Raw genomic sequence first — 13,433 nt, forward strand, 5'->3', positions numbered from 1 at the left:
CCACACCTGGACCGAGGCCAACCGCGAATCAACACCTTCCATCACCCCGAAAAACTGCTCCGCGACGGAGACGACGATGAGGCGGCGTAGTGGCCGAAGCAGCGCTACAGGATTTTCATCTGCTCGGGCTGCGGCTCGGCCGGCTCGAGCAACTGCGGGCCGTTATTGCGAACGTTGTTGACCAACGTCGACACCTCGCGCATCCGGATGGCGCGCACGTCGGGCGTGCGGGCCAACAGCTGCTCGTCGATCGCGGCGTCCGGGTCCAGCCACCGGTCCCAGTCCCGCTCGGGCAGCACCAGCGGCATCCGGTCGTGAATCTGCGCCAGCTCCCCCGGCGCATCGGTGGTGATGATCGTGCAACTCAGCAACGGCGAAGCGTCCTTGGCCGGTTTCCAGACCGACCATAGGCCAGCCATGAACAGCGGCTCCCCGTCCTCGGAGTACATGAAGAACGGGGTCTTGCGGGTCTTCTTGCCGGCCGCGTCGTCCGAGTTGACCCGCCATTCGTAGTAGCCGTCCATCGGGATCAGGCAGCGCTTGGACTTGGCGCTGGTCCGGAAGGCGGGCGACGTGGTGACCTTGTCCGCGCGGGCGTTGATCAGCATCGGGCCCTTGGTGTCGGGCGCGCCGTCGGCACCGGCCTTGGCCCACGGCGGCACCAGGCCCCAGCGCATCAGCCGGACCCGCCGGGTCGGCTGGTCCTCGGGCTCGGAATGCCGGCTGACGACGGTCGCGATGGACGTGGTCGGGGCCACGTTGTAGTTGGGGGCGCTCGAGACCCCATCGGCGCCGGTGGCCTCGTCAATCGCCTTGATCTTCTCGGCCAGCAGGGCCGGATCGGTGGTCACCGCGAACCGTCCACACATAAGGCCCATAGTGGCAGAGCCACCAAAAAGGCCCATAGTGGCAGAGCCACGAAGTCCTATTGGGGCGGAAACCGGTGACAGGCGATGATGGACCGGTGACGACATGGACCGCCCCCTTGGCATCGCAGCCGGTGCACGCGACCGTGACCGTGCCGGGTTCGAAGTCGCAGACCAACCGGGCCCTGGTGCTGGCGGCGCTGGCGGCCGCGCAGGACCAGGGCACCCCGACCGTCAGCGGGGCGCTGCGCAGCCGCGACACCGACCTGATGATCGGGGCGCTGCGCACGCTGGGCTTGCGAATCGACGGCGACGGGGACGGCGACGGGACGGAGCTGACGGTGAGCGGCCGCGTCGCCCCGGAGCCGCCGGCGCAAGTCGATTGCGGCCTGGCCGGCACGGTGCTGCGCTTCGTGCCGCCGCTGGCGGCGCTGGCCGAGACGGCGGTGGAGTTCGACGGCGACGAGCAGGCCCGGGCGCGGCCCATCGCGCCGCTGCTGGACGCGCTGCGCGGGCTCGGCGTCCGGATCGACGGCTCCGGTCTCCCGTTCCGGGTGCTGGGCACCGGTTCGATCATCGGCGGCATCGTGGACATCGACGCCTCGGCCTCGTCGCAGTTCGTCTCCGGCCTGCTGTTGTGCGCGGCCTCGTTCACCGAGGGCCTGACCGTGCAACACACCGGCACGTCGCTGCCGTCGGCTCCGCACATCGCGATGACGGTGGTGATGCTGCGCCAGGCCGGGATCGACGTCGACGACTCCGTCGCCAACCGCTGGACGGTGCGGCCCGGGCCGGTCGCGGCGCGGCACTGGGAGGTGGAGCCGGACCTGACCAACGCCGTCCCCTTCCTGGCCGCGGCGGTGGTCAGCGGCGGCGCGGTGCGCATCACCGGCTGGCCGGCGAGCAGCGTGCAGCCCGCCGACAACATCCTCAGCGTCTTGGGCAAGCTCAATGCCGATGTCACACAGGATGATTCGTTCCTGGAGGTACGCGGGTCCGGGGACTTCGGCGGCTTCGATGTCGACCTGCGCGCGGTCGGCGAGCTGACGCCGTCGGTGGCCGCGCTGGCGGCGCTGGCGACGCCGGGGTCGGTGTCGCGCCTGTCCGGCATCGCGCACCTGCGCGGCCACGAGACCGATCGGCTGGCGGCGCTGAGCACCGAGATCAACCGCCTGGGCGGCGAGTGCACCGAAACCCCGGACGGCCTGGAGATCACCGCGACGCCGCTGCGATCCGGGGTGTGGCACTCCTATGCCGACCACCGGATGGCGATGGCGGGTGCGATCGTCGGGCTGCGGGTGGACGGGGTCGAGGTCGACGACATCGGCGCCACCAGCAAGACGCTGCCCGACTTTCCGCAGCTGTGGGCCCGCATGCTGGACCCCGGGGAAGAGCGCGGCATGTGAAGCCCGGCGACTACGACGAGTCGGACGTCAAGATCCGCTCCGGCCGGGGCTCGCGACCGCGGACCAAGACCCGTCCCGAGCACGCCGACGCCGAGGCCGCGATGGTGGTCAGCGTCGACCGCGGCCGGTGGGGATGCGTGCTGGGCGGCGACGTCGACCGCCGGGTCACCGCCATGCGGGCGCGCGAATTGGGCCGCACCCCGATCGTGGTGGGCGACGACGTCGACGTGGTCGGCGATCTGTCGGGTCGGCCGGACACGCTGGCCCGCATCGTGCGTCGCGGGGAGCGGCGAACGGTGTTGCGGCGCACCGCCGATGACACCGATCCGACCGAACGGGTGGTGGTCGCCAACGCCGACCAGCTGCTGATCGTGGTGGCGCTGGCCGACCCGCCGCCCCGCACCGGCCTGGTGGACCGGACGCTGATCGCCGCCTACGCCGGCGGACTCACGCCGATCCTGTGCCTGACCAAGACCGACCTCGCGCCGCCGGAGCCGTTCGCGGAGCAGTTCGTCGACCTCGACCTGACCGTGGTCGCCGCCGGCCGCGACGATCCCCTGCTGGCCGTGGCGGACCTGCTCGCGGGCAAGATCACCGTGCTGCTCGGGCATTCCGGCGTCGGCAAGTCCACCTTGGTGAACCGCCTGGTGCCCGACGCGGACCGCGCCGTCGGCGACGTGACCGACATCGGCCGGGGGCGGCACACCTCGACGCAGTCCGTGGCGCTGCCGTTGACCGAGCCGCTGGGCACCACCGGCTGGGTGATCGACACACCGGGCATCCGCTCCTTCGGCCTGGCCCACATCCAGCCCGACGACGTCATGATGGCGTTCTCCGATCTGGCCGAGGCCATCGCGGATTGCCCGCGCGGTTGCGGGCACATGGGGCCGCCGGCCGACCCCGAGTGCGCGCTGGACACCCTGACCGGGCCCGCCGTGCGGCGCGTCGCCGCGGCACGCCGGCTGCTGGCCGCGCTCAACCAGACTTCTTAGCCAGCCGCATCCCGAGCTCGTCGGGCGGCACCAGATGACCTTCCGCGCAACGGATCTCGACGCTCGCCTCGGCGCCGCAGCCCAGGTGGGTCAGCCGCAGCCGGTTGCGGCCCGGCAGGTGATGCCTCCCCCACTCGAACAGCGACCACACCACCGGCATGAAGTCGACGCCGGCGTCGGTGAGCACGTACTCGTCGCGGCTGCGCTGCCCGGGTTCCCGATAGGGCTGGCGCCGTAGCAGCCCCAGCTCGACCAGTTCGCTCAGCCGCGCCGAGGTGGCGGCCTTGGTGATGCCCACCCGGCGGGCGAAGTCGTCGAACCGGGTGGTGCCGTAGTAGGCCTCGCGCATGATCAGCATCGCGGACTTGGTCCCGACCACCGCCATCGTCTTCTCGATCGCGCACTCGCCCACCGCCGACCAGGCGTCGCGGTCGGCCAGCGGTCCTTGCAGCAGTGTCATCTAAATCACCTCCGCACCTGGGTTGCTTTAAGCATACCGAGGTGTTTATCTAGGTACAGTGGTCTATACCTAGATCGAGACCGACTCGAGGAGGAGTCATGACGAGCCATCCCAGTTTTGGGGTCCGCGACGCCGTCATCGTCGGAGCCGTCCGAACCCCGATCGGCAAGGGCAAGGCCAGTGGCGCGCTGCACGACGTTCTGCCCGCCGATCTGCTGGCCCACAGCCTGCGCGAGCTGGTGGCGCGCACCAGCGTGGATCCGGCCCAGGTCGACGATGTCATCGCAGGCGCCGTCACCCAGGTCGGCGACCAGGCGGCCAACATCGCCCGTAATGCGCTGCTGGGCGCGGGTTTCCCCGAGTCGGTTCCCGGTGTGACGATCGACCGCCAATGCGGCAGCAGCCAGCAGGCCATCAGCTTCGCCGCCCAGGGCGTGATCGCCGGCGCCTACGACCTCGTGATCGCCGGCGGTGTGGAGTCGATGAGCCGCGTGCCGATGGGCACCCAGGTGTTGCCGGGCAGCAACCCGATGGGCGAGGACATGACCCGCCGCTATCCCGACGGCCTTGTGCCGCAGGGCATCAGCGCCGAACTGATCGCCGCGAAGTGGGGCTTCTCGCGCGCCCAGCTCGACGAGTTCTCCGCGGGTAGCCACGACAAGGCCGCGCGCGCCACCAAGGAGGGGCTGTTCGACAACGAGCTCATTCCGATCGCCGGGCTGACCACCGACGAGATCATCCGCCCCGGCACCACGGTCGAAACGCTGGCCGGATTGCAGCCGGCGTTCTACAGTGACGCAGCCAAAGCCCGCTTCCCGCAGATCAATTGGGAGATCACGCCCGGCAACTCCTCGCCACTGTCCGACGGCAGCGCCGCGGTGCTGATCGCCAGCAGCGAGGCCGCGAACAAGCTGGGGCTGCGCCCGCTGGCGCGGATCCACACCGCCACCGTGGTGGGCTCCGACCCGCTGTACATGCTGACCGGCGTCATACCGGCCACCGAGAAGGTGCTGGCGAAGGCGGGTCTGACGCTCGCCGACATCGACCTGTTCGAGGTGAACGAGGCGTTCGCCCCTGTCGTGCTGGCCTGGGCTCACGACACCGGGGCCGATCTGGCCAAGACCAACGTCAACGGCGGGGCGATCGCGATCGGACACCCGTTGGGCGCCAGCGGCGCTCGCCTGATGACCACTCTGGTCAATGCGCTGGAACAGCGCGGCGGTCGGTATGGCCTGCAGACGATGTGCGAGGGCGGCGGCATGGCCAACGCCACCATCATCGAGCGGTTGGGCTGAGATCATGCAGGAAACGAAATTCGACGGCCTGCGGGTTCGCTATGACAGCGCCAAGAGCTACCACCAACTGCTTGCCGCGTTGCTCGCCGATATCGGCGAGCAACCGGTGCCAATCAACGACATCGCGACGTCCGCGGGCGATTGGCAGTCCTTCCAGGAGCGCGTCGAATCCCACGTCGGCCCAAGCGGATTCATGCTGTTCAGCGTGGTCGACCACGGCGCCTGGATCACCAAGGCCGGCATCGATCGCAAGGCGTTGCGCGTCATCCTGGGCAATCCGCTGATCGCCATCACCATGTTGCGCCACGACGTGACGGCCGGTTTGTTCGCCCCGGTCGAACTGTTGTTGCTCGAGGAGGGTTCAGGCAGCAGCCTGACCTACGTCAAGCCGTCGTCGCTGATGGTCGTCGAGACCAATCCCGAGTTGCTCAGCGCCGCAGAGCAACTCGACGCCAAGTTGGCCGCGCTGGCCGAGAAGGTCACCGGCTGAACACACAGCGCGACGGTCAGGATCGACTCGAGTACCAGTGGCATACGTCATCGCCGCGGTTGTACCGCTCGAACCAGCGGTCGGCGAACTCGGGGAGCGGTTCCTTCGCGGGGTCATGTAATGGCGTCTGGCTCATCAGCACCCGGGCGGCGGTGCCGAGCTTCTGCTTCCAGGGCACAGTGTGCAGCGCGGGCTTCACGCGCTGAGCTGCATCGCATCTCGACCCGCGGCCGCGTACCTTGTCGAGAACGCCTCTGAGAGGGGCGAAATCCCGTGCGTCCACGCCCCGTTCGGACAGGGGTACGTTGGCGTCGATGCTGTCGAATAGGCGGGAAGTGACCTGCATCAGGTGTTTGACGACACGGGGCAGCGCCCGCAGTCGGTACAGCTTGTCGTCGACGACCGCGTTGTAGACCACCAGGGCCGAGCTGCGGTGTTCGACCTCTTCGACGAAGTGCCACATCAGCAGCGAGGCCACTCTCTCGTCACCGTGGCGAAACAGCGTGGCCTCATTGTCGAGCAACATCTTGAAAAACGGCGTGAAAGTTGCTTCCAGGTCCGCGACGTAGGCCAGTCGGAAGTTCAGCGGGGTCGTTGCCGTCAGGTGGTCATACGAGGCGACGGCCTCGTCGAGCGTGACCTGCAGACCGGGATGGCTTCGAGTCAAAGCCCGAAGGTGCTGGCGGTGCGCGTTCGCATGCTGGGCCTCCTGCCGCAGGAACGCTTCGGCTTCGTCGGCGACCGCGGTGTCGGTGATGCGCGGCATGGCCTCTCGCACGGCGGAGACGAGCATCTTTTCGAAGCAGATCGCCATGATCGAGACCATGTTCATGTAGGTCGAGAAGGCCGGGTTGTGCGCGTTCCAATTGAACGGCACCTCGCCGTCCAGGTCGAAGCGGATGCGTCGAATCTCCAAGTCGGTCATGGCGTTACCTTGCGCCCGTCAGCTGCTTGCGATGAATGAGAGCCGACGGGCGGCAGGCGCGCACGGTCACCGACATCGTCAGCGCGACCGCGAGCAGGAAGCAAGCCATCGCGTAGGCCGGATTGCCGGTGGGTGTTCCGTCGGGCGTGAAGCCGTGCGCGGCCTTCAGGTAGGCGGGCATGGCCGACAACCACAGCGCCCCGAGCACGAGCAAGAATGCGGACCCGAAGATCGCGACGAAGGTGTTGCGCGCACCCGGCGTGAACGCGGTGTTGCGCCACTGCCGCAACAGGATGGGGATCGCCACCACGGCGAACGCGCCGAGAATGGCGAAGTACAGCGCCCGTCGCAGCGCACTGTCGGGATGCTCGCCGCCGGCCAGCAGTATCGGGAGATTGGCGACGACCAGGCCGACGGGCACCAGCATGGCAACGCCGAAGGTGCGGCCGGCCAATGACATTCGCCTCAGCACGCGGCCGCGCTCAATGGGCCGGGTGACCAGGAGCTGGGTGAACAGTGCGACGCAGGCCGGTCCGACGGTGGCGAACAGCAGGACGCTGCTCATCGGCACCGAGGCCAGCATCGGACGGTTGATCGCGTTGTCGGTGTTCCAGGCCCACCAGCGCAATTGCGGACCCAACTGGTCGAAGATTTCGTAGAAGCAGTTGTGCACGAAGCCCACACACACCGCGCCGACGACCGCGCCCCAGTCCCGGAATACGCCGAGGCTACGAACCACCTCGTAGGCCAACGTCATCATCGCGGGGTACAGCGCCACGATGTAGATCGGCAGCCGGTCGTACATGAACTGGACCGTGAAGACGTTGTGCGCGAAGACCGCTCCGATGGAGTCGTCGACGCCGAAGAGAGTCGGAAAGTACAGGGGCGGCTCGACGATGAGCAGGTAGATGACCGTGGCGAACCAGATCACGATGTTGGCGGGGTCCCTATCGCGGCGTAGCCGGCGGATCGCCCACCAGAGCGCCAGCACAGCGCCCGCGACGATCAGCAGTTCGAGCACCGGCATCGTCCAATTGGCCAGTCCGACCGGATTTCTCAGCGTCACCCATGGCGAGGCGTGCTCGCAGCTGAACCCCAGGCGGTTGGCGATTCGTTCGATGTCATCGCTACATTGACCGCTCATCGTTGGGCGTCCTCAGTTACTGGCGCGCGCACGAGAGCGCGCGCTTACCGAAAGCCTGACGATACATGTTTAGCAAGAATGTGTCGTCGAAGTCCAGCCTCGATTACATTCGCAGCTATGCGGACCCATGGATGGCAGGGGAAGCCGCCGAGCAGCGACGACGACGCCGTCGCGCGGATCGTGGCGGCGACCGACCGCTGTGTGCGACGCCACGGGGGGCAGACCACCATCGCCGACGTCGCGGTCGAACTCGGGATCAGCAGGAAGACGGTGTACCGGTACTTCCCCAGCACCACGGAGTTGCTTCGGGCGGCGGCCGCTGAAGGCACGCGCAGGTTCCTGGAGACCATGGCCCGACGCTTGAGCGCGATCGACGATGTCGCCGAGGCCATTGTGGAGGGCGTCGTCCTCACCGTCACCGCGGTGCCCGACGAGCCGTACCTACAACTCCTTTTGGACGAACCGTCGCATGCACTGCTGCGCAGCGTCACCTCGGAGACGGCACTGCGCATCGGGCAGTCGATCCTCGTCGAGAACACGTCGATCGACTGGGAGCGAACGCCGATGGCATCGCAGACCCTGGACGAGTTGGTCGAATGGGCGCTGCGTGCGGTGCACTCGTTCATGTCCAACCCCAGCGATCCCCCGCGGAACGAGGAGGAACTTCGCGGCTACCTGCGGCGCTGGCTGGCGCCGGCGATCCGGAACTGGGCGCAACACGCGGCAGCTCTCGAAACTCACTGACGCCCGTCATTGACGATCGTCAGTCGTTGGGCGTACGGTGCCTCCATGGAGTCACCACGGGCGCCGTCGGCGACCGGATCGCCGGGTGGGAGCGTCCGCGAAACGCGCCGGCTGGAAACCCGCGCGCGCCTGCTCGACGCGGCCCTGGCCGAGATCTCGCGTCGCGGCGTGGCCGCCGCCGATGTCAGCGCGATCGTCGCCGAGGCGGGCGTGGCCCGGGGGACGTTCTATTTCCACTTCCCAACCAAAGAGCACGTTCTCATCGAGGTGGAGCGGGTGGAGGAGACCCGGATCATCAGCGAACTCGGCGACGCCAAGGGCGATCTGGCGTCGGTGCTCTCCCAGCTTGTGCATCACGTGCTCAGCGCCGAAAGTCGTTTGGGCGAAGCGGTTTTCCGGGACATGCTCGGATTGCATTTCTCCTCGACCCGTCCGGTCGAAGACGAGTTCGCCCAGCACCCGGTCGGACAATTCCTGGTGGGCGTCATCGGCCGAGCCCAAGACGCGGGGCAGGTCGACTCCGACGTCGACGCGGCCGAGCTCGCGACGTTCTTCCTCACCGGACTCTTCGCGCTGCTGGCCACCGGGGCCCACGATGCCGCGCTGTTAAGCCGTTACGTGACAACGATTGTCAAAGGAATGGAGAAGCGATGAACCGCACCGACATCGAAGGGTACCGGGACTTCCTGGCCAAGCGTGATGGCGAGGCCGATCTGCTCAACAGGCGGCTGGCCAACCGCGAGCAGTTCTTCAGCGACATCGAAGCCAATCCCGTGCGGTCGGCCCATCCCGCCGACCGAGCCACCTTCCTGCGCAACCTGCGCCGTCGACGCCCCGAACCCGGGCTGGATGACAAGATGCTGTTCCTGCTGGCAACCGCGAAGCTCAATCAGGCGGAGCGATTCGGCGTGGGGCTGGGTGAGACCTACGGGCGCAACAGTGACGAGAGCGTGCCCCCCGAACGCGTCTACCTCGAACTCGAGGAGCACTACCACACCCGGCTGCTGGCCTACGCGCTCGACGCGTTCGACCTGACCTTCCAGGTCGTCCCGCCGCCCTTCGTGATACGCCAGTTCGTCAAAGCGAACGTGTTCCTACCCGAGCGGCTCGGCTTCATGTTCGTCGGAGCCGCGGAAATGGCAGGATGCATCCTGTTCGACGAATTACGCCGTGCCGGCACAAGGCTTTTCGCCGACGAACCCCCCGTCGCCGAGCGAATCGAACTGCTCTACAGCGAAATCCTCACCGACGAGATCGGCCACGTCGGCTACTGCGCGTCGCGCTGCACTTCCGCGGAGCGGGCGATGATGCGTCGCATCTATCCACTCATCGGGCGACTTTTCGCCCGTCAAACCGCGGAGATAAGCCTGCTCATCGATCCGAAGGCGTTGCACGCGCGACTGGACCGCCCCTTCGATGTCGAGGAACTCACCGCCGGCCTGGACAACGAGACCTACCTCGTCACGCACCCTTGACCATCACGCCGGACTCAGCTCCGGCTGAGGTGGGCGCGGATGGCCGAAATGGTGGCGATGACGGCGTCGGCGCTACCGCCGCAGAAGGGGGCGATGCCGACGCGTAGCGGACACACTGCCACCGAAACCGGAGCCGATCACGAGCACGTCGTAATCGAAGGCGGTCATGCGCCGACCTGCTCGGCTTCCCGTTCGGGCAGCGACCTGGGCAAAACTTCCATGTAGTCCTCGAACGCGACTGTCCTTGCGCGGCGCTGATATTCGCGAACCAGGCCCGGCCAGTTGGTGGTGACCCGGCCGGAGGCGGTGCGGTACCAGGAGTCGCAGGTGGTCCAGACGCCGTTGTCGAGACGGGTCTGGATGTCGGTGTCGTAGGCCTGCTCGACGCTGCGCCACACCTCGAACGCGCGGCCCAGGCCGTCACGGGCGAGCTGCTCGGTGATCTGGCGGATGTAGCGGGCCTGCTGCTCCATCATCAGGATGATCGAGCTGCTGCCGAGGTTGGTGTTCGGGCCGTAGATCAGGAACATGTTCGGGAATCCCGGCACGGCCATGCCCAGGTGGGCGCGCGCGCCGTGGGCCCACTGCGCATGCAGGTCGCGCCCGCCGCGGCCGGTAATCGTCATCGGCGCAAGGAATTCGGTGGCCTTGAACCCGGTGCCGTAGATGACGACGTCGACCTCGTGCAGCCGGCCGTCGGCGGTGCGCACCCCGGTCGGCGTCACCTCGGTGATCGCGCCGGTCTCGACCGAGACGTTGTCGCGGGCCAGCGCCGGATACCAGTCGCTGCTGAACAGCACCCGCTTGCAGCCGATGGGATAGTCGGGCGTCACCTTGGTGCGCAGCACCGGATCCTTGATGTGCCGCTTGATGTTCAGCGACGCGGCTACACCGATCAGCCGGGCCAGCGGGGCGACCCTGGTCAGCGCGAGGCCGAAGAATTCCGAGATCTCCCAGATGAGTTCGCGCATGGCGGCGGCGAAGCCGGGCACCATTCGGAAGGCGGCGTGGTGTGCGGTGGTGTAGGCGCGGTCCGGCTTCGGGATGACGTAGGGCGCCGAGCGCTGAAAGACGGTGACGTGTGCCGCGTGCTCGCGGATGCGCGGGACGAACTGGATCGCCGACGCGCCGGTGCCCAGCACCGCGACGCGCTTGCCGGTCAGGTCGACGTCGTGGCGCCACTGCGCCGAGTGGAACGACGGGCCGGCGAACACGCCGAGCCCCGGGATCGCCGGCAGCGCCGGCCGCGACAGCTGGCCCACCGCGGGCACCAGAACGTCGGCCTCGAACGTCTCGCCACCCGACGTCGCCACCCGCCAGGTGGCGGTGTCGTCGTCGTAGCGGGCGGAGGTGACCTCCACGCCGGTCCGCACCAGGTCGCGCAGGCCGAACCGGTCGGCCGTGTCGCGGATGTAACCGAGGATGTCGGGCTGCTCGGCGTAGCGCCGCCCCCAGTTCGTCTTCCTGGCGAAGGAGTACGAGTACAGGTTCGACGGGACGTCGCAGGCGGCACCGGGGTAGGTGTTCTCCCGCCAGACGCCGCCGATGTCGTCGGCCTTCTCCAGCACCGTCACGTCGGCGAGACCGTCTTTGGACAGTTCGTACGCGGCGGCGAGGCCGCCGAAGCCGGCCCCGATGACCAGCACGCGAGGGCGACTGCGAAAACGACGGGTGGTCGAAAACATGACTTACACGGTAGGGGCGAGCTGCGCGGGATCGGCAGCCGATTGCGGTCGGAAAATCCATGATTCCGGCCACGGCGGCGAGCGCACGCGCTCAGACGGCCAGCGACCGCGCGCGGGGCGCCACCGAGCGCTGGTAGCGCGCCGGCGTGGTGCCGGTCCAGCGCTTGAACGCGGCGATGAAGCTGGTCGCCTCGGCGTAGCCCAGCCGCAGCGCGACGTCCTCCACCGAGAGCGCGCCGGTGGCCAGCAGCTCCTCGGCCAGCACGCGGTGAACCTCCTCGACCAGTTCCCGAAAGGTCGTGTTCTCCTCGGCCAGCCGCCGGCGCAGCGTCCGCTCGCTCATCGCCAACTGCCGGGCGACGGCCGCAATGGTGTGCGGTTCGCCGTCGATCGACGCCAGCCGCTCGCGCACCCGCAGGGCGGCGCCGGTCCGGGCACGGCGGCGTTCGAGCAGGGCGCTGCACTGTTGCTCGCACATGGCCACGCTCATCTCGCTGGCACGGGGCAGCCGCTGGTCGAGCAGCGCGACCGGCAGGCGCGCGACATTGGCGGGCGCCCCGTACTGCGGTGCCACGCCGAATGCCTCGCGGGCCGCGTCGTCACCCGACGACGGTGCCGGTCCGGTGAATTCGATCGAGGTGAACGGGACCCGACTGGCCAACAATTCCGACATGACGCGCGCGATCGCGGCGAGGTCGCGCCGCACCAGGAACTCGGCGACCGGACCGGTCAGGTCGGGCAGGTCGAGCCGCAGCGCGGCCACCGGCCCCTCGACCGTGACGGTCGGCAGGCAGAACCCGTAGCTGAGCTCGTAGAACCGCGCCGCGAACCGAACGGCGTCGCCCAGCGTCGAGCTGGTCAGGCAGGCGAAGCCGAAGATGCCGAGCGACCCGACGTGATAACCGCCGCCCACCCGCATTCCCAGGTTGGCCGCCCCGGCCGCATCCCCCAGCAGGTTCACCAGATTCGTCGCCACCGCCAACTCCTGGCGCCCGACGATCATCCGCTCGTGATCGCGCAGGTCGGCCTCAGTCAGCCCGGATCCGCTGAGCACGTCGGTGACGGCAAGGCCGTTCCCGCAACCGAACTCGGTCATCAACGCGACGCTGGCCGTGCTGCGCGGGAAATCCCAGTGCGACACCTGGGATCCGACGAACACCTGCACGTCCTCCAGTATGGCGAACAACCGTGGGCCCTTTACCCGAGTGCACCGCGGGAGTATCGTTCGCGCGTGCCAGCCAGGCGCGGTGGGCACGGTCGGAGGTGGCGCCGATGGGACGTGTCGCGGTGATCACCGGAGCCAGCCGGGGCATCGGCGCGGCGACCGCATTGGTCTTGGCGGAGCAGGGATTTCGGGTGGTCGTCAACTACCGGTCCAGTGCCGCGGAGGCCGACGAGGTGGTCGCGGCCGCGATCGCGGCCGGCGGTGAGGCCGTCGCGATGCGGGCCGATGTCACCGCACCCGACGATGTCGCCGCCATGGTCGGCGAGGTCAACGCGAGGTGGGGCGGCGTCGACGTGCTGGTGCACAACGCGCTCATCCCCTACGCCGTCACCTCGTTCGCCGATCTGAGCTGGGAGCAGCTCGGCGACAAACTGGACCGCGAACTGCATGCCGCCTTTTTGGTGACCAAAGCCGTTGTCCCCGACATGATTTCGCGAACCTATGGTCGGCTGATCTATCTCACCACGGTGTTGTCCCGCCGGCCCCGGCAGGGCATGATCACGGTGGGAACGGCCAAGGCGGCAATGGACCAGTTTGTCCGCTACGTCGCGCTCGAGCTGGCTCCGCACCAGATCACCGCCAATCTCGTCTCGCCTGCCACCGTCGCCGATCCCACGGCGAACGCGCTGTTGACGCCGCAGGAGATGCACCAGCTCGGCGCGACGAATCCCATGGGGCGGCTCGTCAGCCCCGAGGAGGTGGCCAAGACGGTGGCATTCCTGGCCG

At 68.2% G+C, this 13,433-nt stretch carries 14 protein-coding genes; 8 read left to right on the forward strand and 6 right to left on the reverse strand.

Features of this window, described 5'->3' with window-relative positions:
- Positions 1-104: 104 nt before the first annotated feature.
- Positions 105-869 carry an SOS response-associated peptidase gene (locus A5708_RS14315; protein ID WP_065029260.1) on the reverse strand — a complete coding sequence of 255 codons (765 nt, stop codon included), beginning with the start codon at positions 867-869 and terminating at the stop codon, positions 105-107.
- A 95-nt stretch (positions 870-964) separates the two neighbouring features.
- Here A5708_RS14315 and aroA point away from each other — a divergent pair, with 95 nt between their 5' ends.
- Positions 965-2,272 (forward strand): 3-phosphoshikimate 1-carboxyvinyltransferase, encoded by a 1,308-nt coding sequence (gene aroA / locus A5708_RS14320; RefSeq protein WP_065029261.1) that lies wholly within the window; start codon positions 965-967, stop codon positions 2,270-2,272.
- Positions 2,269-3,264, forward strand: a complete 996-nt coding sequence (gene rsgA / locus A5708_RS14325) for a ribosome small subunit-dependent GTPase A (protein WP_065029262.1) — start codon at positions 2,269-2,271, stop codon at positions 3,262-3,264. The genes aroA and rsgA overlap by 4 nt, the downstream gene beginning before the upstream one ends.
- Here the strand turns inward: rsgA and A5708_RS14330 are convergent.
- Positions 3,248-3,724 (reverse strand): winged helix-turn-helix transcriptional regulator, encoded by a 477-nt coding sequence (locus tag A5708_RS14330; RefSeq protein WP_065029263.1) that lies wholly within the window; start codon positions 3,722-3,724, stop codon positions 3,248-3,250. The two genes, rsgA and A5708_RS14330, sit on opposite strands and share 17 nt — an antisense overlap.
- A gap of 98 nt (positions 3,725-3,822) precedes the next feature.
- Between A5708_RS14330 and A5708_RS14335 the strand changes: the two genes are divergently transcribed.
- Positions 3,823-5,019 (forward strand): thiolase family protein, encoded by a 1,197-nt coding sequence (locus A5708_RS14335; RefSeq protein ID WP_065029264.1) that lies wholly within the window; start codon positions 3,823-3,825, stop codon positions 5,017-5,019.
- A gap of 4 nt (positions 5,020-5,023) precedes the next feature.
- Positions 5,024-5,509 (forward strand): DUF302 domain-containing protein, encoded by a 486-nt coding sequence (locus A5708_RS14340; RefSeq protein WP_065029265.1) that lies wholly within the window; start codon positions 5,024-5,026, stop codon positions 5,507-5,509.
- A 16-nt stretch (positions 5,510-5,525) separates the two neighbouring features.
- On the opposite strand, the gene A5708_RS14345 is transcribed toward A5708_RS14340, so the two are convergent.
- On the reverse strand, positions 5,526-6,434 hold the full coding sequence (locus A5708_RS14345; protein WP_065029266.1) for a metal-dependent hydrolase: 909 nt from the start codon (positions 6,432-6,434) through the stop codon (positions 5,526-5,528).
- Between the two features lie 4 nt (positions 6,435-6,438).
- A complete protein-coding gene (locus A5708_RS14350) occupies positions 6,439-7,578 on the reverse strand; it encodes a hypothetical protein (RefSeq protein WP_065029267.1) in 1,140 nt (379 codons plus the stop codon).
- 117 nt (positions 7,579-7,695) lie between these two features.
- Here A5708_RS14350 and A5708_RS14355 point away from each other — a divergent pair, with 117 nt between their 5' ends.
- From A5708_RS14355 to A5708_RS14365, 3 genes are read left to right on the forward strand one after another with little or no spacing between them, the layout of a single operon-like run.
- The gene (locus A5708_RS14355) at positions 7,696-8,322 is read left to right on the forward strand and encodes a TetR/AcrR family transcriptional regulator (RefSeq protein ID WP_065029268.1); all 627 of its coding nucleotides are present in this window, start codon (positions 7,696-7,698) and stop codon (positions 8,320-8,322) included.
- A gap of 45 nt (positions 8,323-8,367) precedes the next feature.
- The gene (locus A5708_RS14360; protein ID WP_065029269.1) at positions 8,368-8,976 is read left to right on the forward strand and encodes a TetR/AcrR family transcriptional regulator; all 609 of its coding nucleotides are present in this window, start codon (positions 8,368-8,370) and stop codon (positions 8,974-8,976) included.
- On the forward strand, positions 8,973-9,797 hold the full coding sequence (locus A5708_RS14365; RefSeq protein WP_065029270.1) for a hypothetical protein: 825 nt from the start codon (positions 8,973-8,975) through the stop codon (positions 9,795-9,797). The genes A5708_RS14360 and A5708_RS14365 overlap by 4 nt, the downstream gene beginning before the upstream one ends.
- Before the next feature lie 164 nt (positions 9,798-9,961).
- On the opposite strand, the gene A5708_RS14370 is transcribed toward A5708_RS14365, so the two are convergent.
- A complete protein-coding gene (locus A5708_RS14370) occupies positions 9,962-11,482 on the reverse strand; it encodes a flavin-containing monooxygenase (RefSeq protein ID WP_065029271.1) in 1,521 nt (506 codons plus the stop codon).
- A gap of 91 nt (positions 11,483-11,573) precedes the next feature.
- On the reverse strand, positions 11,574-12,668 hold the full coding sequence (locus tag A5708_RS14375; protein ID WP_231117913.1) for an AraC family transcriptional regulator: 1,095 nt from the start codon (positions 12,666-12,668) through the stop codon (positions 11,574-11,576).
- An 86-nt stretch (positions 12,669-12,754) separates the two neighbouring features.
- Here A5708_RS14375 and A5708_RS14380 point away from each other — a divergent pair.
- On the forward strand, positions 12,755-13,433 hold a 679-nt coding region (locus tag A5708_RS14380), incomplete at its 3' end, for an SDR family NAD(P)-dependent oxidoreductase (RefSeq protein ID WP_065029272.1).

The sequence above is a fragment of the Mycobacterium colombiense genome (assembly GCF_001672755.1).
In the GTDB taxonomy this organism is placed as follows: domain Bacteria; phylum Actinomycetota; class Actinomycetes; order Mycobacteriales; family Mycobacteriaceae; genus Mycobacterium; species Mycobacterium colombiense_C.